The 18,889-nt window shown below is 72.9% G+C and carries 18 protein-coding genes; 9 read left to right on the top strand and 9 right to left on the bottom strand.

Going from position 1 to position 18,889, the window contains the following annotated elements:
* Nucleotides 1–84: 84 nt before the first annotated feature.
* Complete coding sequence (locus ACZ462_RS06890; RefSeq protein WP_467804990.1) at nucleotides 85–453, top strand: cytidine deaminase; 369 nt, start codon at nucleotides 85–87, stop codon at nucleotides 451–453.
* 33 nt (nucleotides 454–486) lie between these two features.
* Here the strand turns inward: ACZ462_RS06890 and ACZ462_RS06895 are convergent, their stop codons facing one another.
* The gene (locus tag ACZ462_RS06895; RefSeq protein ID WP_467804989.1) at nucleotides 487–1,809 is read right to left on the bottom strand and encodes an MFS transporter; all 1,323 of its coding nucleotides are present in this window, start codon (nucleotides 1,807–1,809) and stop codon (nucleotides 487–489) included.
* A gap of 71 nt (nucleotides 1,810–1,880) precedes the next feature.
* On the opposite strand from ACZ462_RS06895, the gene ACZ462_RS06900 reads away from it, so the two are divergent.
* Nucleotides 1,881–2,885 carry a GlxA family transcriptional regulator gene (locus ACZ462_RS06900; RefSeq protein WP_467804987.1) on the top strand — a complete coding sequence of 335 codons (1,005 nt, stop codon included), beginning with the start codon at nucleotides 1,881–1,883 and terminating at the stop codon, nucleotides 2,883–2,885.
* Between the two features lie 59 nt (nucleotides 2,886–2,944).
* Entirely contained in the window at nucleotides 2,945–3,895 is a 951-nt protein-coding gene (era, locus tag ACZ462_RS06905; protein ID WP_114057497.1) for a GTPase Era, read from the top strand.
* Between the two features lie 13 nt (nucleotides 3,896–3,908).
* On the opposite strand, the gene ACZ462_RS06910 is transcribed toward era, so the two are convergent.
* The 4 genes from ACZ462_RS06910 to ACZ462_RS06925 form a co-directional block, all read right to left on the bottom strand.
* Nucleotides 3,909–4,592 (bottom strand): SAM-dependent methyltransferase, encoded by a 684-nt coding sequence (locus ACZ462_RS06910; protein ID WP_467804985.1) that lies wholly within the window; start codon nucleotides 4,590–4,592, stop codon nucleotides 3,909–3,911.
* Nucleotides 4,593–4,695: 103 nt separating this feature from the next.
* A complete protein-coding gene (locus tag ACZ462_RS06915) occupies nucleotides 4,696–5,517 on the bottom strand; it encodes a GNAT family N-acetyltransferase (protein WP_467804984.1) in 822 nt (273 codons plus the stop codon).
* Nucleotides 5,518–5,545: 28 nt separating this feature from the next.
* Nucleotides 5,546–5,812: a protealysin inhibitor emfourin gene (locus ACZ462_RS06920; RefSeq protein ID WP_467804983.1), complete on the bottom strand. Its 267-nt coding sequence runs from the start codon at nucleotides 5,810–5,812 to the stop codon at nucleotides 5,546–5,548.
* Between the two features lie 30 nt (nucleotides 5,813–5,842).
* Complete coding sequence (locus ACZ462_RS06925) at nucleotides 5,843–6,916, bottom strand: M4 family metallopeptidase (RefSeq protein WP_467804982.1); 1,074 nt, start codon at nucleotides 6,914–6,916, stop codon at nucleotides 5,843–5,845.
* 362 nt (nucleotides 6,917–7,278) lie between these two features.
* Here ACZ462_RS06925 and leuA point away from each other — a divergent pair, with 362 nt between their 5' ends.
* The 5 genes from leuA to ACZ462_RS06950 all read left to right on the top strand — a co-directional run bounded on the left by leuA (nucleotide 7,279) and on the right by ACZ462_RS06950 (nucleotide 13,964).
* Nucleotides 7,279–9,042, top strand: coding sequence for a 2-isopropylmalate synthase (gene leuA, locus ACZ462_RS06930; RefSeq protein ID WP_467804981.1), 1,764 nt, complete (start codon nucleotides 7,279–7,281; stop codon nucleotides 9,040–9,042).
* Between the two features lie 530 nt (nucleotides 9,043–9,572).
* Nucleotides 9,573–10,268 (top strand): TerB family tellurite resistance protein, encoded by a 696-nt coding sequence (locus ACZ462_RS06935; RefSeq protein WP_467804980.1) that lies wholly within the window; start codon nucleotides 9,573–9,575, stop codon nucleotides 10,266–10,268.
* 521 nt (nucleotides 10,269–10,789) lie between these two features.
* Nucleotides 10,790–12,295 (top strand): nucleobase:cation symporter-2 family protein, encoded by a 1,506-nt coding sequence (locus ACZ462_RS06940; protein WP_467804979.1) that lies wholly within the window; start codon nucleotides 10,790–10,792, stop codon nucleotides 12,293–12,295.
* A gap of 83 nt (nucleotides 12,296–12,378) precedes the next feature.
* Complete coding sequence (gene recO, locus ACZ462_RS06945; protein WP_467804978.1) at nucleotides 12,379–13,125, top strand: DNA repair protein RecO; 747 nt, start codon at nucleotides 12,379–12,381, stop codon at nucleotides 13,123–13,125.
* A gap of 11 nt (nucleotides 13,126–13,136) precedes the next feature.
* Entirely contained in the window at nucleotides 13,137–13,964 is an 828-nt protein-coding gene (locus tag ACZ462_RS06950) for an isoprenyl transferase (RefSeq protein ID WP_467804976.1), read from the top strand.
* Nucleotides 13,965–14,084: 120 nt separating this feature from the next.
* On the opposite strand, the gene ACZ462_RS06955 is transcribed toward ACZ462_RS06950, so the two are convergent.
* Genes ACZ462_RS06955 through ACZ462_RS06970 form a run of 4 tightly spaced genes read right to left on the bottom strand, consistent with a single transcriptional unit; the run spans nucleotide 14,085 to nucleotide 17,263 of the window.
* The gene (locus tag ACZ462_RS06955) at nucleotides 14,085–14,519 is read right to left on the bottom strand and encodes a Fur family transcriptional regulator (protein ID WP_467804974.1); all 435 of its coding nucleotides are present in this window, start codon (nucleotides 14,517–14,519) and stop codon (nucleotides 14,085–14,087) included.
* A gap of 49 nt (nucleotides 14,520–14,568) precedes the next feature.
* Entirely contained in the window at nucleotides 14,569–15,438 is an 870-nt protein-coding gene (locus ACZ462_RS06960; RefSeq protein WP_467804973.1) for a metal ABC transporter permease, read from the bottom strand.
* On the bottom strand, nucleotides 15,438–16,229 hold the full coding sequence (locus ACZ462_RS06965) for a metal ABC transporter ATP-binding protein (RefSeq protein ID WP_467804972.1): 792 nt from the start codon (nucleotides 16,227–16,229) through the stop codon (nucleotides 15,438–15,440). Before ACZ462_RS06965 ends, ACZ462_RS06960 begins: the two co-directional genes overlap by 1 nt.
* Nucleotides 16,230–16,252: 23 nt before the next feature.
* Nucleotides 16,253–17,263: a metal ABC transporter substrate-binding protein gene (locus ACZ462_RS06970; RefSeq protein WP_467804971.1), complete on the bottom strand. Its 1,011-nt coding sequence runs from the start codon at nucleotides 17,261–17,263 to the stop codon at nucleotides 16,253–16,255.
* A gap of 154 nt (nucleotides 17,264–17,417) precedes the next feature.
* Here ACZ462_RS06970 and ACZ462_RS06975 point away from each other — a divergent pair, with 154 nt between their 5' ends.
* Complete coding sequence (locus tag ACZ462_RS06975) at nucleotides 17,418–18,800, top strand: glycine--tRNA ligase (protein WP_467804970.1); 1,383 nt, start codon at nucleotides 17,418–17,420, stop codon at nucleotides 18,798–18,800.
* Nucleotides 18,801–18,889: the final 89 nt, after the last annotated feature.

The following is an 18,889-nucleotide window of genomic DNA, read 5'->3' on the forward strand; positions in this document are numbered from 1 at the left end:
TGGGGGGGGAGAGGAGGCGAGGGTGGGGGGGGGGGGGGGGGGGGGGTTGTCCCTCCCCCCCCCCCCCCCCCCCCCCCGCTCCCTATGCTGTCGGCCATGACCGAGAGCACCGGGACCAACCCCGAGGACAGCAAGATCATCACGCTGGCGCGCAGCGCCCGGGCCCGCAACGAGGTGCCCGAGGGCGCGGCGGTCCGCGACGAGACGGGCCGCACCTACGTCGCCGGCACGGTGGAGCTGGACTCCCTCCGGCTGAGCGCGCTCCAGACCGCCGTCGCGATGGCCGTGGCCAGCGGCGCCCGCTCCCTGGAGGCCGCGGCCGTCGTCAGCCGCGCCGAAGAGGTCGCCGCCGCCGACCTCGCGGCCGTCCGCGACCTCGGCGGCCCCGGCACCCCGGTCCTGCTGGCGGGCCCGGACGGCACCCTCCGCTCGACCACCCCGGCCGGCGCCTGACCCGGCCCCGCCGCCGGACCCGGCCGGCGCCTGTCAGGCGGCGGCCGGCGCGAGCCGCGCGGGGCGGCGGATGACCATCGCCATCAGCGCCGCCAGCGCGCACAGCGCCCCCGAGGCGAACCAGACCACGTCGTACGAGCCGAAGGCGTCCCGGGCCGCGCCCCCGAGGAAGGCCACCGCCGCGGCGCCGACCTGGTGCGAGGCCAGCACCCAGCCGAACACGATCGCGCTGTCGTCGCCGTAGTGCTCCCGGCACAGCGCCACCGTCGGCGGGACGGTCGCCACCCAGTCCAGCCCGTAGAAGACGATGAAGAACACCATCGGCGGGTGCACCGACGGCGCCAGCAGCATCGGCAGGAACAGCAGCGACACCCCGCGCAGGGCGTAGTACACCGCCAGCAGGCGGCGCGTCTCGAACCGGTCGGTGAACCACCCCGACGCCACGGTGCCGACGACGTCGAAGACGCCGATCACCGCCAGCAGCCCTGCCGCGGCCGTCACCGGCATGCCGTGGTCGTGCGCCGCCGGCACGAAGTGGGTCTTCACCAGGCCGTTGGTGGAGGCGCCGCAGATCGCGAAGGTGCCGGCAAGCAGCCAGAACGGCCCGGTCCGCGCCGCCCGGAGCAGTACCCCCACCGCCCGCCGCGCCGCCCCCGGAACGGGCGCCGGCTTCGCCGCGTACGGGCCCCCGTACGGCGCGAGGCCCACGTCCGCGGGGTGGTCGCGCAGCAGCAGCCACACGAACGGGACCACCGACAGGGCCGCCAGCGCGACCGTCACCGCCGCGGGCCGCCAGCCGTGGTGCTCGACCAGCCACGACAGCAGCGGCAGGAAGACGAGCTGGCCCGAGGCGCCCGCCGCGGTCAGGACGCCCGTCACCAGCCCGCGCCGGGCGGTGAACCAGCGGTTCACCACCGTCGCGGCGAACGCGAGCGCCATCGAGCCGCTGCCGAGCCCCACCAGCACGCCCCAGAACAGCACCAGCTGCCACGCGGCGGTCATCCACACGGTGGCCAGCGAGCCGCCGGAGATCACCAGCAGGGCCAGCGCCACCACCCGGCGGATGCCGAAGCGGTCCATGAGCGCGGCGGCGAACGGCGCGGTGAGCCCGTACAGGGCGAGGTTCACCGAGACGGCGAACCCGACCGTCCCCCGCGACCAGTCGAACTCCGCGTGCAGCGGCTCGATGAGCAGGCCCGGCAGGGAGGCGAACGCGGCGGCGCCCACGATCGTGACGAAGGTGACGGCGGCGACCCACCAGGCGCGGTGGACGCGCCCGCGGGCCGCCGGCAAAAGCCCCGCCGGATCGGCGGCGGGGTCGGCGGCGGGGTCGGCGGCGGTTGATGTCTGCTTCACGCCGACAGCATCCGGGCGCCGCCACCCCGCCCGACAGTGGCCCGGATGCCACCCTTCGATACGATCGGGCCATGGCCCCCCACCGCGTCGCCGTCCTCGCGCTCCCCGGCCTGCTCCCCTTCGAGCTGGGCATCCCGCACCGCATCTTCGGCGGCGCCCGGAACGCCGCCGGGGAACCGCTGTACGAGATCCTGACCTGCGCCCTCGCATCCGGCCCGGTCCGCACGGACGCCGATTTCGCCGTCCACGTCGAACACGGCCCCGAACTCCTCGCGACCGCCGACACCGTCGTCGTCCCCGCCTCGTACGAGCTGGGGCCCGTCCACGACGAGGGCCGGCTCACCGAGGCGCTCGCCGCCGCGCTCGCGCCCATCCGGCCCGGCACCCGGCTCGTCTCCATCTGCACGGGCGGCTACGTCCTGGCCGCCGCCGGATACCTCGACGGCCGCCCCGCCACCACCCACTGGGCGCACGCCGAGCACTTCCAGCGGCTCTTCCCCGCCGTCCGCGTCGACCCCGACGTGCTCTACACCGACGACGGGGACGTCCTGACCTCCGCCGGAGTGGCCTCGGGCATCGACCTGTGCCTGCACATCGTGCGCCGCGACCACGGCGCCGCCGTCGCCAACGACGTGGCCCGGCGGACCGTCGTCCCGCCGCACCGGGACGGCGGGCAGGCCCAGTTCGTCGACCGGCCCGTCCCGAACCCGCAGGCGGCGAGCACGGCCGCGGCCCGCGCCTGGGTCCTGGACCGGCTCCACGAGCCCGTGCGGCTGGCCGACCTGGCCCGCAGGGAGTCCATGTCGGTGCGCACCTTCACCCGGCGGTTCCGCGAGGAGGCCGGCACCAGCCCCGGGGAGTGGATCACCGGGCAGCGGGTGGAGCGGGCCCGCCAGCTGCTGGAGCGGACGGACATGCCGGTCGAGCGCGTGGCCCGCGAGGCCGGGTTCGGGACGGCGCAGTCGCTGCGCAAGCACGTCCAGGCGGCCCTCGGGGTCAGCCCCACCGCATACCGCCGCACCTTCCGGACGGCGGATCCCGGCGGTACGCCCGCGGCGGCGCGGACCGCGCGGTGAGCGGCCCGGCGGCCCCCGCGGCGGCGGCCTGGTCGGCGCGGGGGGCGGCATCGGGGAGAATGGCCCGTATGAGCGATCGTTCCCCCGAGTCCACCGCCCCGCACCGTGCGGGTTTCGCCTGCTTCGTCGGCCGCCCCAACGCGGGGAAGTCGACCCTGACCAACGCACTCGTGGGCACCAAGGTCGCGATCACCTCCAACCGGCCGCAGACCACCCGCCACACCGTCCGCGGCATCGTGCACCGCCCCGACGCGCAGCTCGTCCTCGTCGACACCCCCGGCCTGCACAAGCCGCGCACCCTGCTCGGCGAGCGGCTGAACGACGTCGTGCGCACGACGTGGGCCGAGGTCGACGTGATCGGCTTCTGCCTGCCGGCCGACCAGAAGCTCGGACCCGGCGACAAGTTCATCGCCAAGGAGCTCGCGGGGATCAGGAAGACCCCCAAGATCGCCATCGTGACCAAGACCGACCTGGTCGACTCCAAGGCGCTGGCCGAGCAGCTCATCGCGATCCAGCGGCTGGGCGAGGAACTCGGCATCGAGTGGGCCGAGATCGTCCCCGTCTCCGCCGTCGGCGACAACCAGGTCGGGCTCCTGGCCGACCTGATCGCGCCGATGCTGCCCGAGAGCCCGCCCCTCTACCCCGAGGGCGACCTCACCGACGAGCCCGAGGCCGTGATGGTCGCCGAGCTCATCCGCGAGGCCGCCCTGGAGGGCGTCCGCGACGAGCTGCCGCACTCCATCGCCGTCGTGGTCGAGGAGATGATCCCCCGGGAGAACCGCCCGGCGGACCGGCCGCTGCTCGACATCCACGCCAACGTCTACATCGAGCGGCCGAGCCAGAAGGGCATCATCATCGGCCCCAAGGGCTCCCGCCTGAAGGAGGTCGGGATGAAGTCGCGCAAGCACATCGAGGCGCTGCTCGGCACCCCCGTCTTCCTCGACCTCCACGTGAAGGTCGCCAAGGACTGGCAGCGCGACCCCAAGCAGCTGCGCAAGCTCGGCTTCTGAAACCGGACACCCCCTAGCGCAGCCGGCGGACCTTCACCGTGTTGTCGGTGCGGGTCCCCGGCCGGCCGTCGGGTCCGGCCTGGTTCTTCTCGTACTCCTCGGAGACCAGGACCTCCCAGTCGCCCTCCGGCAGTTCCAGCTGGTCGAGGACCTCGTCCGGCCGCGGGAAGTGGACGGGCGGACGGTCCTCCTCCGCCTGCCAGGACGCCCAGCCGCCGTGGCCGACGACCAGCAGCGTCCCGCCCGGGGCCACGGCCCGCGCCGCCGCGCGCAGGATCCGGGCGCGCGGGAAGTCCCCGTAGGCGTGCAGGAAGCACGCCGAGACGAGGTCGTACTCCCCGTCCGGGAAGGACTCGCCGAGGTCGTGGCGGCGGAAGTCGACGCGGTCCGCGACGCCCGCCTCGGCCGCGTGCCCGGCGGCCCGCTCCAGCGCGACGCCGGAGATGTCGGTGCCGGTCACCCGCCAGCCGCGGCGGGCCAGCCAGACGGCGTCCGCCCCCTCGCCGCAGCCGAGGTCCAGCGCCCGGCCGGGCGGAAGGCCCCCGGCCTCGCGGACCAGCGCCTCGTTCGGGTTGCCGCTCCAGATGCGGTCGCTCTCGCCGTAGCGGGCGTCCCAGAATTCCTCGCCGGAGAGGGAGCCGGCCGCCGCCTCCGCTGCGGCGTGCCGGGGCTGGTCGTGGTGGGCGTGCTCGGACACGGGGTCCTCCTCGGGTACGGGCTGTGGTGGGCCCGATGCTGCGCCGCCCGGCGGGCCGGGGCCAAGCACCTTTGCCGTTTCGGCAAGCCGCCGGAGCGTTCCGTCAGCCCTCGTCCGCGGGCTCCGCGATCAGGGCCGTCGCCACCGTCCGGAAGCCGGCCCGGGCGTAGATGCGGGCCACCGCCCCGTCGCCGGCCGACAGGAACACCGTACGGGCGCCCCGCGCGAGGGCGTCCGCGACGAGGGCGGCGGTCACGCCCAGGGCGAGGCCGCGGCGCCGGGCCGCGGGCAGGGTCGCGACGCCGACCACCTCGGCCGTGTCGCCGACCGGGATGTACTGGCCCGAGGCGAGGACCGCGCCGTCGTCCACCGCCACGGCCAGGGCGGTGCGCCCGGAGGCGAGGTCCGCGGAGACGGTATCCCGCCGGTCCGCGGCCAGGGGCTGCTCCATCGCGGCGGCGAGTTCCGCCGGGCCCGCCGCGCCGACCGCGGTGCCCGGGTCGGCGAAGGCCAGCAGGGGGACGGCCACGGCCGCGGGCAGCAGCGCGTCGCCGGGGCCGATCAGGCGGACGCCGGGGTGCGGCGGCCCGGGCGGAGCGGACCGCTCCAGCACCATCAGGGGGTGGGCGCGGACCCGCAGCCCCGCCTCCTCCGCGGCGTCGCGCAGCCAGGGACTGGTTTCGGCCACCCACTCGAACGCCTGCGGTACGCCCAGCTCGCGCTGGCGCTCCCTGACGCGGGCCACCTCGGCCGCGGTCGCGCCGGTGCTGCCGAGCGCGGGCCTGGCGTAGTAGGGCCAGCCGGGGCCCTCGCGCACGAAGAGGGTGAGCGGGCCGAAGTCCTCGGCCCGGGCACCCCCGGCGCGCGGCGCGGTGTCGTAGTAATCCTCGATACGGGACAGCGGTGTGAGCGGTGTCGTTGCCATCGGGCCATCCAAACAAGGCAGGCCCTGCTCAGGCACCTTCTTTGAGGAGGCGGGTGACCAGGGCCCGCTGGGCGTCCGTCAGGTGCGGGTCGTGGCAGTGCACCGTCCGCCCGTCGACCGTGATCCGGTACGAGAAGCCGTCCCGGACCCCCGCCGCCGGGCCGCCCGGGGCGGGCCGGAGCGCCAGCTGGGCCAGGGCCCGCCACTCGTCCTCGTCGGGCCGGCCCGCGGTGTCCACCTCGGCCCGCCGCTCGATGCCGGCGAAGCCGCCCGTCCGCACCACCTCGATCCGCATGACCGTCCTCCTGCCCAGGGAGCGGCCGGGCTACGCCACACCGACCGTCGACCACGCCTTCTGCAGGGCCCGGTGCTCCTCGCCGCCCTCCCCGTACCGGGCGGCGGCCGCCGCGGTCGAGAGCCGGGCGAACTGCGCGAAGGTGGCCTTGGCGGTGAGCTCGCCGCCGGTCAGGGTGTCGTACCAGATCTGCCCGGCGCGCTCCCAGGCCTTGCCGCCCAGCTCGGTGGCGGCCACGTAGAAGGCGCGGTTGGGGATGCCGGAGTTGATGTGGACGCCGCCGTTGTCGCGCAGGGTGTCGACGTAGTCGTCCATGCTGGCCGGCTGCGGGTCCTTGCCGAGCTCGTCGTCGTCGTACGCGGTGCCGGGCGCCTTCATCGAGCGCAGGGCCACCCCGCTCACGTTCGGACCGAGCAGGCCCGCGCCGATCAGCCAGTCGGCCTCGTCGGCGGTCTGGCCCAGCGTGTACTGCTTGATCAGGGAGCCGAAGACGTCGGACATGGACTCGTTGAGTGCGCCGGACTGGCCGCGGTAGACGAGGTTGGCCGTGTACTGGGTGACGCCGTGGGCGAGTTCGTGGCCGATGACGTCCACGGCGACCGTGAAGTCGAGGAAGAGGTCGCCGTCGCCGTCGCCGAAGACCATCTGGCTGCCGTCCCAGAAGGCGTTGTTGTAGTCCCGGCCGTAGTGGACCGTCGCGTCCAGTGCGAGCCCGGCGTCGTCGATGGAGCGCCGCCCGAAGGCCTTCAGGAAGAGCTCGTGCGTGGCGCCCAGGCCGGCGTACGCGCGGTTGACGGTGGCGTCCTGGGAGGCCTCGTCGCCCTCGCCGCGGACCTTCCGCCCGGGCAGCCGGGTGCGGTGCTCGGCGTCGTACACGGTCCGCTGCGGCTCGTCCGGGACGGGCGCGCCCTGGGCCGGCACGGTGAAGGGGCGTGCGGTGGTGATGTTGCGGCGGGTGCGCAGCGAGGCGTCGTGCTCCAGGGTGCGCAGGGCGGAGTCGGCGCGGTCGGCGTTCCGGGAGCCGGCGATCCGGTCGAGCATGTGGGGAGGCACGACCGTGCAGAACGGAGCGGGGGCGGCGGTGTGGGTGTGGGAGGCGTCCATCCAGGCAATGTGGCAGTGGGTCACGGTGATGTCACTAGCTGCAACAGTGATTCATTCGGTTGTCTGAAAGGCGTCGCGCGGCGTTGACGGAACCCCCGGACCTCGGCGAGCCGAAAGAGACGTACGCCACATAAGGTACAAATCGGACAGGCGGGTCCCGCATACTGGAACAGCCCCTCGCGCCACGGCGCGGCTCGGCTAGGCTCGGCCCATCATGCGTTTCGGGCTGCTTCTGCTTAGCTGCCGCGGCGAGGGTCTGCAGTCGTAGGTCGACCCCCTCCCCGCGGAGTCTGGTGTTGCGGTTTACGACCGCCGTCGGCCGTTCAGCGATCCCCACGCGGACACCCGAGGAGCCCTACGCCATGAGCCAGCACACCTTCGCCGGTCCCCCCACGCCCATCACGAACGCGACCCACGCGCAGCAGCCCTCCGGCATGCCGATCCACAAGTACGGCCGCTACGAACAGGTGGACCTGCCCGACCGCACCTGGCCCGACGCCCGCGTGACCAAGGCGCCCCGCTGGCTGTCCACCGACCTGCGCGACGGCAACCAGTCGCTGATCGACCCGATGACCCCGGCCCGCAAGCGCGAGATGTTCGACCTGCTGGTGCGCATGGGCTACAAGGAGATCGAGGTCGGGTTCCCCTCCTCCGGCGAGACCGACTTCGCGTTCGTCCGCTCCATCATCGAAGAGGGCGCCATCCCGGACGACGTCACCATCTCCGTACTGACCCAGGCCCGCGAGGACCTGATCGAGCGGACCGTGGAGTCGCTGGTCGGCGCCAAGCGCGCCACCGTCCACCTGTACAACGCCACCGCGCCGACCTTCCGCCGGGTCGTCTTCCGCGGCTCCAAGGAGCAGATCAAGCAGATCGCCGTCGACGGCACCCGCCTGGTCATGGAGTACGCCGAGAAGCTGCTGGGCCCCGAGACCGTCTTCGGCTACCAGTACAGCCCGGAGATCTTCACCGACACCGAGCTGGACTTCGCCCTGGAGGTCTGCGAGGCCGTCTGCGACGTGTGGCAGCCCGGCCCCGGCCGCGAGATCATCCTGAACCTGCCGGCCACCGTGGAGCGCTCCACGCCGTCCACCCACGCGGACCGCTTCGAGTGGATGGCCCGCCACCTGACGCGCCGCGAGCACATCTGCATCTCCGTCCACCCGCACAACGACCGCGGCACCGCCGTCGCCGCCGCCGAGCTGGCCCTCATGGCCGGCGCCGACCGCATCGAGGGCTGCCTGTTCGGGCAGGGCGAGCGCACCGGCAACGTCGACCTGATCACCCTGGGCATGAACCTGTTCTCCCAGGGCATCGACCCGCAGATCGACTTCTCCCAGATCGACGAGATCCGCCGCACCAGCGAGTACTGCAACCAGATGCCGGTCCACCCGCGCCACCCCTACGCGGGCGACCTGGTCTACACGGCCTTCTCCGGCTCCCACCAGGACGCCATCAAGAAGGGCTTCGACGCCATGGAGGCCGACGCGGCCGCCCAGGGCAAGACCGTGGACGAGATCGAGTGGGCCGTCCCGTACCTGCCGATCGACCCCAAGGACGTCGGCCGCTCGTACGAGGCCGTCATCCGCGTCAACTCGCAGTCCGGCAAGGGCGGCGTCGCGTACGTCCTGAAGAACGACCACAAGCTGGACCTGCCGCGCCGCATGCAGATCGAGTTCTCGAAGATCATCCAGGCGAAGACGGACGCCGAGGGCGGCGAGGTCACGCCGAAGGCGATCTGGGACATCTTCTCCGACGAGTACCTGCCCAACCCGGACAACCCGTGGGGCCGCATCCAGCTGCGCGCCGGCTCGACCGCCACCGACAAGGACGGCACCGACACGCTGACCGTCGACGCCGTCGTGGACGGCGTCGAGACCGTCCTGAACGGCACCGGCAACGGCCCGATCTCCGCGTTCTTCGACGCGCTGGCCTCCATCGGCGTCGACGCCCGCCTGCTGGACTACACCGAGCACACGATGAGCGAGGGCGCCTCCGCCGTCGCCGCCTCGTACATCGAGTGCGCGATCGACGGCCGCGTCCTGTGGGGCATCGGCATCGACGCCAACACCACCCGCGCGTCCCTGAAGGCTGTCGTCTCCGCAGTCAACCGCGCCGGCCGCTGACCCGCCGGGCCGCAAGCCCGCCCGCCGCGCCGCCCCGCCCCTCCCGACCCGGAGGGGCGGGGCGGCGCGCTGCTGCCGACTCCGTACGGATGGCCGGGGGTGCCGCCGCGTTGACCGGGACGCCGTACGCCGCCCCGGGAGCCGGGCCGGCCCTGCCGCCACGGCCGCCGCGGACCCCGTCCCGGCCGGTTCCCGCGCGCTCCGCCCGCCCGGGGCCCGCCGATGTCGGCCGCGGCCGGCCGCGCGCCGGAACGGGCCGGGCGCCGGCCGGCGGCCCGGCCGATCCCGCGCCCGGCGCCCGTGACCAGACGGGATCCACCGCGGGCGCCCGTGAGCGCGGGCAGGGCCCGCCGGCGGGCGGGGGAGGCGCAGCGGCGCGGACCGGCCAACTCCGCCGCGCGGCGGATGTTGTCTTGTCACACGACTGACGCATCCTCACCGATGTGGCTAACATCACGCCAACCCCGGTGTGCCGCCTGGGGGTCCCGCCCGTGCCCGCAGGGCCACGGGGGAGTTGACGGAGGTGCGACGTGCTGCCAGTTCGGGGTGGGGACGGCCGGAAGCTGACGGTCTGGGGCATCCGCACCACGTGGAACACGGTGGGCGACGGCGAGTTCTTCTGCACCGGCTGCGGAGGCGACCGCAACTACCGCCGGCGCACCGGACGCCGCCGGTTCGCGGTCCTCGGCGTCCCGCTGCTGCCGCGCGGCGAGGCCGGGCCCGTCGTCGAGTGCCAGGGCTGCCGCGAGCGCTTCGGCACCGACGTCCTCGACCGCCTCACCACCACCCGCTTCTCCGCGCTGCTGCGGGACGCCGTCCACACCGTCGCCCTGGCCGTGCTCGCGGCCGGCGGCACCGGGGCGCGGGGCGTCCTGGAGAGCGCCGTGTCGGCCGTCCGCGCCGCCGGCTTCCAGGACTGCACGGGGGAGCAGCTGGAGTCCCTCGTACAGGCCCTCGCCAGCGACCAGGGCCGCCTCGGGCTGTACGACGCCCCCGACTGCTGCGGGGCCGCGCTGGCCATCGAGCTCCACGAGGCGCTGGAACCGCTCGCTCCGCACCTGGCCGGGCCAGGGCGGGAGTCGATCCTGCTCCAGGGCGCGCGGATCGCGCTCGCCGACGGCCCGTACACCCCCGCCGAGCGCGAGGTGCTCGCCACCGTCGGCTCCGCGCTGCGGATCGGCTCGGACGACGTGGCCCGCCTGCTGTCCGCCGTGCGCTCCTCCTGACAGGCCGGCCGCCGGATCCGGCCGGAACGGCCGTGGTCGAGGTAACAATCCGGCCTCACGGGGCCGGAATCCGGCTGTAGCCCGCCGGTAACCGCGGCCGTCCGCCGCAGCGGCGTCCCAGCAGGCGGACAGCCGCACCGCCGCGCGCCCGTGGGCCGTCCGGGCGGCGGGGAAGGGCATCACCGCACGTCGCGGCAGGGTTCTCCGTGCATACGCAGATGGGCGGGAGGGCGGGCGCGATGCCGGGCTACCCCGTCGCACCACCATGCGCCACTGGAGGAACCCACAGATCGGGCGCCGCCACGGGTCAACAATTTGTGGAAGTCGACGATATCTGTGCCCCCTTCCACAGGCGTTCAATTCCGGACACACGACGAACACCGCCGGAGCGCGACCCGGCGGGGCTTCGGCCACGTGAACGAACGCACCTGACAACCCCGGCGGACCCGCGGGACAGCGGCCCCCTCCGTCCGGGGACAACCAGACCCTCCCCGTTCACCACCTTCTGAAGGGCAAGCCCCATGGCACGTGTCGCCGCCCGGCTCTCCGCCGACGGAGAGCAGAGCACCCACCCGGTCGACGAGGTGCTCCCCGTCCCCAAGCTCGCGCTGTACGGCTTCCAGCACGTGCTCGCCTTCTACGCCGGCGCCGTGATCGTCCCGATCATCGTCGGAGGCGCGCTCGGGCTGACCCCCGAACAACTCGTCTACCTGATCAACGCCGACCTCTTCACCTGCGGCATCGCCTCCATCATCCAGGCGTGGGGCATCGGCCGGATCGGCGCGCGGCTGCCCCTGATCCAGGGCGTGACCTTCACCGCCGTCTCCCCGATGATCGCGATAGGCCTCGGCGCCGGCGGCGGCACCGCGGCCCTCCTGGTCATCTACGGCGCCGTCATCACCGCGGGCATCGCCACGTTCGCGTTCGCCTGGCTGCCGGCCCGGGCGTTCCGCGCGGTCATGCGGCTCTTCCCGCCGGTCGTCACCGGCACCGTGATCACCGTCCTGGGCATCGTGCTGCTGCCGGTCGGCCTGAACGACGCCGCCGGCGGCCTCGGCAGCCCCGACTTCGGCGACCCGAAGCACTTCGCGTACGCCGGCGGCACCATGCTCTTCATCCTGCTGCTGATGCGGCTCGGCCGGCCCTTCCTCTCCTCGATCGCCATCCTCCTCGGCCTGGTGGGAGGGACGGCCGTCGCCTTCATGCTCGGCGACGCCCGGTTCGAGAGCGTCTCGAAGGCCGACTGGATCGGCGTGACGACCCCCTTCCACTTCGGGGCGCCGAAGTTCGAGTGGTTCCCGATCGTGCTCATGCTCATCGTCATGCTGATCACCATGGTCGAGACGACCGGCGACACCTACGCGGTCGGCGACATCGTCGGCAAGGACGTCGACAGCGAGACCGTCGCCCGGGCCCTGCGCGCCGACGGCGCCGCGACCGCGCTCGGCGGCGTCCTCAACTCCTTCCCGTACGTCGCGTTCGCGGAGAACGTCGGCCTCGTGCGGATGACCAAGGTCAAGAGCCGCTTCGTGGTCGTCGCGGCCGGCGTGTTCATGATCATCCTGGGCCTGCTGCCGAAGGCAGCCGCCATCGTGGCCTCCGTGCCGCACGGCGTCCTCGGCGGCGCAGCGACCGTCATGTTCGCGATGGTCGCCCTCGCCGGCATCCAGACCCTCGCCAAGGTCGACCTGAAGGAGGAGAAGAACGCACTGGTCGTGGGCGTCTCCCTGGCCTTCGCGCTGCTGCCGGCCACTGTCCCGGTGCTGTTCAAGGAGCACATGGACGCCGACCTGTCCTCCCTGCTGAACAGCGGCGTCACGCTCGGCGCGACGGCCGCGATCGTGCTGAACGCGGTCTTCAACGGCCTCGGCAAGGACGACGCGCGCACCGCCTCGGCCCCGACCGGGATCCCTGCCCCGGCCGCCGCCCCGGCCGCCGCCGCGGTGCCCGTCCCGGCCCCCGCCGCCCCCGCTGCCGGGCGGGACACCGAGCCCGACGCCGAGGCCGAGCCCGCCCCCGCCCCCTGACCCCGGGGGCGCCGCGGCCCCCGCCCGGACCGGCGTCCGGGGCAGGGGGCCGCCGCCGCGCCCGCACAGGCGACAATGGGCGCATGAGTCTGTTCCGCGACGACGGCATCGTGCTGCGCACCCAGAAGCTCGGCGAGGCGGACCGCATCATCACGCTGCTGACCCGCGGCCACGGACGCGTGCGGGCCGTCGCCCGCGGCGTACGCCGCACGAAGTCGAAGTTCGGCGCCGGGCTGGAGCCCTTCTCCCACGCCGACGTCCAGTTCTTCGCCCGCGGCAGCGACCTCGTGGGCCGCAGCCTGCCGCTCTGCACGCAGACCGAGATCATCTCCCCGTACGGCAACGGCATCGTCACCGACTACGCCCGCTACACGGCCGGCACCGCGATGCTGGAGACCGCCGAGCGGTTCACCGAGAACGAGGGCGAGCCCGCCGTCCAGCAGTACCTGCTGCTCATCGGCGCCCTGCGCACCCTCTCCCGCGGCGAGCACGACCCGAACCTCATCCTCGACGCCTTCCTGCTGCGCTCCCTCGCCGTGAACGGCTACGCGCCCAGCTTCGAGGACTGCGCGAAGTGCGGCATCCACGGCCCCAACCGGCACTTCTCCGTCGCCGCCGGCGGGGTCGTCTGCGGCGACTGCCGGGTGGGCGGCAGCGTCGTACCCTCATCGGAGGCCATCGCCCTGCTCAGCGCCCTGCTGACGGGCGACTGGGGGTACGCCGACGCGTGCGAGGCACGCCACGTGCGGGAGGGCAGCGGGCTCGTCTCGGCCTATCTGCACTGGCATCTGGAGCGCGGGCTACGCTCGCTGCGTTACGTCGAGAAATAGGAGCTGGGCACATGGCACGACGCGGGATTCTGGGACGCTCTCGCCGCGAGTACAAGGTTCCGGAGCCGCACCCGTCCGGTGCGCGCCCGCCGAAGATCCCCGGTGAGCTGGTCCCCAACCACGTCGCGATCGTCATGGACGGCAACGGCCGCTGGGCCAAGGAGCGCGGGCTGCCGCGGACCGAGGGCCACAAGGTCGGCGAGGGCGTCGTCCTCGACGTCCTCAAGGGCTGCATCGAGATGGGCGTCAAGAACCTCTCGCTGTACGCCTTCTCGACGGAGAACTGGAAGCGCTCCCCGGAGGAGGTCCGCTTCCTGATGAACTTCAACCGCGACGTCATCCGCCGCCGCCGCGACGAGATGGACGAGCTGGGCATCCGCATCCGCTGGGTCGGCCGCATGCCGAAGATGTGGAAGTCCGTCGTCCAGGAGCTCCAGGTGGCGCAGGAGCAGACCGTCGACAACGACAGGATGACGCTGTACTTCTGCGTCAACTACGGCGGCCGGGCAGAGATCGCCGACGCGGCGCAGGCCATAGCGCGGGACGTGGCCGCCGGGAAGCTGGACCCGTCGAAGGTCAACGAGAAGACCTTCGCGAAGTACATCTACTACCCGGACATGCCGGACGTCGACCTGTTCCTGCGGCCCAGCGGCGAGCAGCGCACCTCGAACTACCTGATCTGGCAGAGCGCGTACGCCGAGATGGTCTTCCAGGACGTGCTGTGGCCGGACTTCGACCGCCGCAACCTGTGGCAGGCCTGCCTGGAGTACGCCCAGCGCGACCGCCGCTTCGGCGGCGCCGTCCCGAACCAGGTGGAGCCGGGCGGCGCTGCGGGCTGACGGACCGCGGACACGGAACAGGGCCCGCCACCGGAATGTCCGGGGCGGGCCCTGCGCCGTGTCGGGGAAGTCGTCCGGATCGCTTCGGCCGTCGGCCGGAAAGCGATGCGGAGAGCGCGCTCAGGAGGCGGCCGCGGCCGCGCAGTCGGCGCAGGTGCCGAAGATCTCGACGGTGTGGGCGACGTTCACGTAGCCGTGCTCGGCCGCGATCGACTCGGCCCACTTCTCGACGGCCGGGCCCTCCACCTCCACGGCCTTCCCGCAGCCGCGGCACACCAGGTGGTGGTGGTGGTCCCCGGTGGAGCAGCGCCGGTAGACGGACTCGCCGTCGCTGGTGCGCAGCACGTCGACCTCGCCGGCGTCCGCCAGGGACTGGAGGGTGCGGTAGACGGTGGTCAGGCCCACGGAGTCGCCGCGGTGCCGGAGCATGTCGTGCAGCTCCTGGGCGCTGCGGAACTCGTCCACCTCGTCCAGCGCGGCCGCCACCGCTGCCCGCTGCCGGGTGGATCGCCCTCGTACTGGCGCGGTATTCGTCTCGCCAGGCGCAGTCGCCACCGGTTCCTCCTCGTATCGGCCTCGGCCCAATTGTGCCAGGCGGCCGCCGCTACTGGACCTTCACGTCGTCGCGCGTACAGACCTCTTCGGCGGCGCGGGCCGCCTCGGCCCGGCGCCGGGCCAGCGGTGCGGAGAGCGCCGTGAGGACCGTGAAGACGGCGATGGCCAGGAGCACGATGGTGCCGCCGGACGGGGCGTCGATGTAGTACGTGGCCACGGTGCCGGAGAGCGAGACGAGGACGCCGATGCCCATCGCGCCCGCCAGGGTGGCGGCGAATCCGCGGGTGACGCGCTGGGCCGCCGCGACGGGGATCACCATCATGGCGCTGACGAGCAGCAGGCCGACGATGCGCATGGCGACCGTCACCGTGACGGCCGCGGTGACCGCGAGCAGCAGGTTGAGCAGCCGCACGGGCAGGCCGGTGACCCGGGCGAACTCCTCGTCCTGGCAGACGGCGAACAGCTGCCGGCGCAGGCCCAGCGTCACGGCGAGCACGAACGCGGCGAGGACGACGACGGCCGTGATGTCCTCGGCCGAGACGGTGGTGATCGAGCCGAAGAGGTAGCTGGTCAGGTTGCTGGTGGAGCCGCCCGGTGCCAGATTGATGATCATGACGCCGCCGGCCAGGCCGCCGTAGAAGAGCATCGCCAGGGCGATGTCGCCGCTGGTCCGGCCGCGCGAGCGGATGAGCTCCATGCCGACCGCGCCGAGGACCGCGACCAGGGTCGCGAGCCACACCGGGCTGGTGTTCAGCAGGAAGCCGAGCGCGACGCCGGTCAGGGCAACGTGCCCGATGCCGTCGCCCATGACCGCCTGGCGGCGCTGGACGAGGTAGGTGCCGATGGCGGGGGCGGTCAGGCCCACCAGGACGGCCGCGAGCAGGGCCCGCTGCATGAAGGCGTAGTTCAGGAGGTCCATCAGCTCAGCAGTCCGGTCCGCAGGGGTTCGGCGTCGTGCGCCGCGTGGGGGTGTACGTGGTCGTGGCCGGGCAGGGCGTGCTGGCCCACGGCCTCCGGGGGCGCGCCGTCGTGGACGACGCAGCCGTCGCGCAGGACGACCGCGCGGTCGATCAGCGGCTCCAGCGGGCCGAGCTCGTGCAGGACGAGCAGGACGGTCGCGCCGGCGGCGACCTGGTCGCGGACGGCGTTCGCGAGGACCTCCTGGTTGGCGAGGTCCACGCCGGCCATCGGCTCGTCCATGATCAGCAGTTCGGGCTCCGCGGCCAGGGCGCGGGCGATCAGGACCCGCTGGTGCTGCCCGCCGGAGAGGGCGTTGACGGACGCGTCGGCGTACCCGTCCATGTCGACCAGCGCCAGGGCGCGCCCGACGGCGGCCTTGTCGGCCTTGCGCAGGAGGCCGAAGCGGGTACGGGCGAGCCGGCCCGCGGAGACGACCTCGCGCACCGTCGCCGGGACGCCGCTCGCCGCGGTGGTGCGCTGGGGCACGTACCCGATGCGCGACCAGTCCCGGAAGTGCCGGAAGGGGGTGCCGAACAGCGACAGCTCGCCGCCCGACAGGGGGACCTGGCCGACGACGGCGCGTACGGCCGTCGACTTCCCGGAGCCGTTGGCGCCGAGCAGGGCGACGACCTCGCCGCGGCGGACCGCCAGGTCGACGCCGCGCAGGACGGGGCGCGAGCCGAGCGAGGCGACGGCGCCGCGCAGGGATATGACCGGCTGCTGCGCCGGCTCCGCGGGCTGGGACTCCATGGGGGGCGCCTCCGTCGACGTCATCACTTGGCCCCGAGGGCCTTCTGGAGGTTCTTCAGGTTGGACCGCATGACCTCGAAGTAGTCAGCGCCCTGGGACTTGCCGGTGATTCCCTCGAGCGGGTCGAGGACGTCGGTCGTGAGGCCGGTGTCGGCGGCGAGGGACTTGGCGGTCTTGTCGCTGGCCAGGGTCTCGAAGAACACCGTGGTGACGTTCTCCTTCTTCGCGCGCTCCTGGAGCTCCTTCATCCGGGCGGGGCTGGGCTCGGACTCGGGGTCGACGCCGGAGATGCCCTCCTGGTCGAGGCCGTAGCGCTCGGCAAGGTAGCCGAAGGCGGCGTGGGTGGTGATGAAGGTCCGCGTGGCGGTGTTCTTCAGGCCGTCCTTGAACTCCGCGTCTAGGGCGGTCAGTTTGCCGACCAGCTCGTCCGTGTTCTTGCGGTAGTCGGTCGCGTGGCCGGGGTCCGCCTTCTCCAGGGCCGCGCCGACGCCCTTGGCGATCTCGGCGTACTTGGACGGGTCGAGCCAGACGTGCGGGTCGCCGCCGGCCTCGCCGTGGCCGTGGCCGTCGCCCTCGGCGTGGCCCGCCTCCTCGCCGTGGCCCGCCTCCTCGCCGTGCCCGTCCTCGTGGCCGTGCTCGCCCTCGTGGCCGGCGGCACGCTGGGGGGCGAGCCGGGTGAGGGTCGCGGCGTCGACGGTGTTCTTCACGCCGGCCTGGGCGACGGCCTCGTCGACGGCGGGCTGGAGGCCCTTGAGGTAGAGGACGACGTCCGACTCCCCGAGCTGCGCGGTCTGCTTGGGGGTGATCTCCAGGTCGTGCGGCTCGGTGCCCGGCTTGGTGAGGGAGGTGACCTGCACGCGGTCTCCGCCGATCTGCTCGGCGAGGAACTGCATGGGGTAGAACGACGCCGTCACGGCGAGCCTGCCGTCTGCGGAGCCGGCGGAGGCGGTGCCGGAGCAGGAGGTCAGGGCGGGGGCGGCGAGCGCGACGGCCCCGGCGAGGGCGGCGGAGGGTATGAGGCGGCGTACGTTCATGACATCCATTTTCATCAAATATGGAAACCGTTGTCAAAAACCGCTGGCTGCGGGGCCCCCGGGGCACCATGGAAGGGGAACCGATTTGATGGAGGGGGTGCGGGCGCCGGTAACCTGAGGCATTCGCGTTCGTCCTCGTAATGAAGAGAGCACCGTGGCCGCCGACAAGATCGAAACCATCGTCAGCCTGAGCAAGCGCCGTGGCTTCGTTTACCCGTGCAGTGAGATCTACGGCGGCTCCCGGGCTGCCTGGGACTACGGTCCGCTGGGTGTCGAGCTCAAGGAGAACATCAAGCGCCAGTGGTGGAAGGCGATGGTCACCGGGCGTGAGGACATCGTCGGCATCGACTCGTCCGTGATCCTCGCCCCCGAGGTCTGGGTGGCCTCCGGCCACGTCGCGACGTTCTCCGACCCGCTCACCGAGTGCACCGCCTGCCACAAGCGCCACCGCGCCGACCACCTGGAGGAGGCGTACGAGGCCAAGCACGGTCGCCTCCCCGAGAACGGCCTGGCCGACGTGAACTGCCCCCACTGCGGCGTGAAGGGCCAGTTCACCGAGCCGAAGCAGTTCTCCGGCATGCTGGAGACCCACCTCGGCCCGACCCAGGACACGGGCTCCAAGGCGTACCTGCGCCCCGAGACCGCCCAGGGCATCTTCACCAACTTCGCCCTGGTGCAGACCTCCACGCGCAAGAAGCCGCCCTTCGGCATCGCGCAGATGGGCAAGTCCTTCCGCAACGAGATCACGCCCGGCAACTTCATCTTCCGCACGCGCGAGTTCGAGCAGATGGAGATGGAGTTCTTCGTCAAGCCGGGCGAGGACGAGCAGTGGCAGGAGTTCTGGATGCAGGAGCGGTGGAACTGGTACCGCGACCTCGGCATCCGCGAGGAGAACATCCGCTGGTACGAGCACCCGAAGGAGAAGCTGTCCCACTACTCGAAGCGCACCGCCGACATCGAGTACCGCTTCAACTTCGGCGGCAGCGAGTTCTCCGAGCTGGAGGGCATCGCCAACCGCACGGACTACGACCTCAAGGCCCACTCCGCCGCCTCCGGCCAGGACCTCACCTACTTCGACCAGGAGGCCGGTGAGCGCTACACCCCGTACGTCATCGAGCCCGCGGCCGGCGTGAACCGCGCGATGCTCGCCTTCATGCTCGACGCGTACAACGAGGACGAGGCCCCCAACGCCAAGGGCGTCATGGAGAAGCGCACCGTGATGCGCCTCGACCCGCGCCTGGCCCCGGTCAAGGTCGCCGTCCTGCCGCTGTCCCGCAACGCGCAGCTGTCGCCGAAGGCCAAGGGCCTCGCCGCCGACCTGCGCAAGAACTGGAACATCGAGTTCGACGACGCGGGCGCCATCGGCCGCCGCTACCGCCGCCAGGACGAGATCGGCACGCCGTTCTGCGTCACCGTCGACTTCGACACCCTCGACGACAACGCGGTGACCGTCCGCGAGCGCGACACCATGAAGCAGGAGCGCGTCTCCCTGGACCAGATCCAGACCTACCTGGCCGGCCGCCTCCTCGGCTGCTAGGTCCTGCCGTACGCCGGCGGGGGGGGGGGGGGGGGGGGGGGGGGGGGGGGGCGGGGTGCCCTCCCTTCCTTTTCGCTTTTCTATGTGGG

This window comes from Streptomyces sp. NPDC031121 (genome assembly GCF_055570615.1).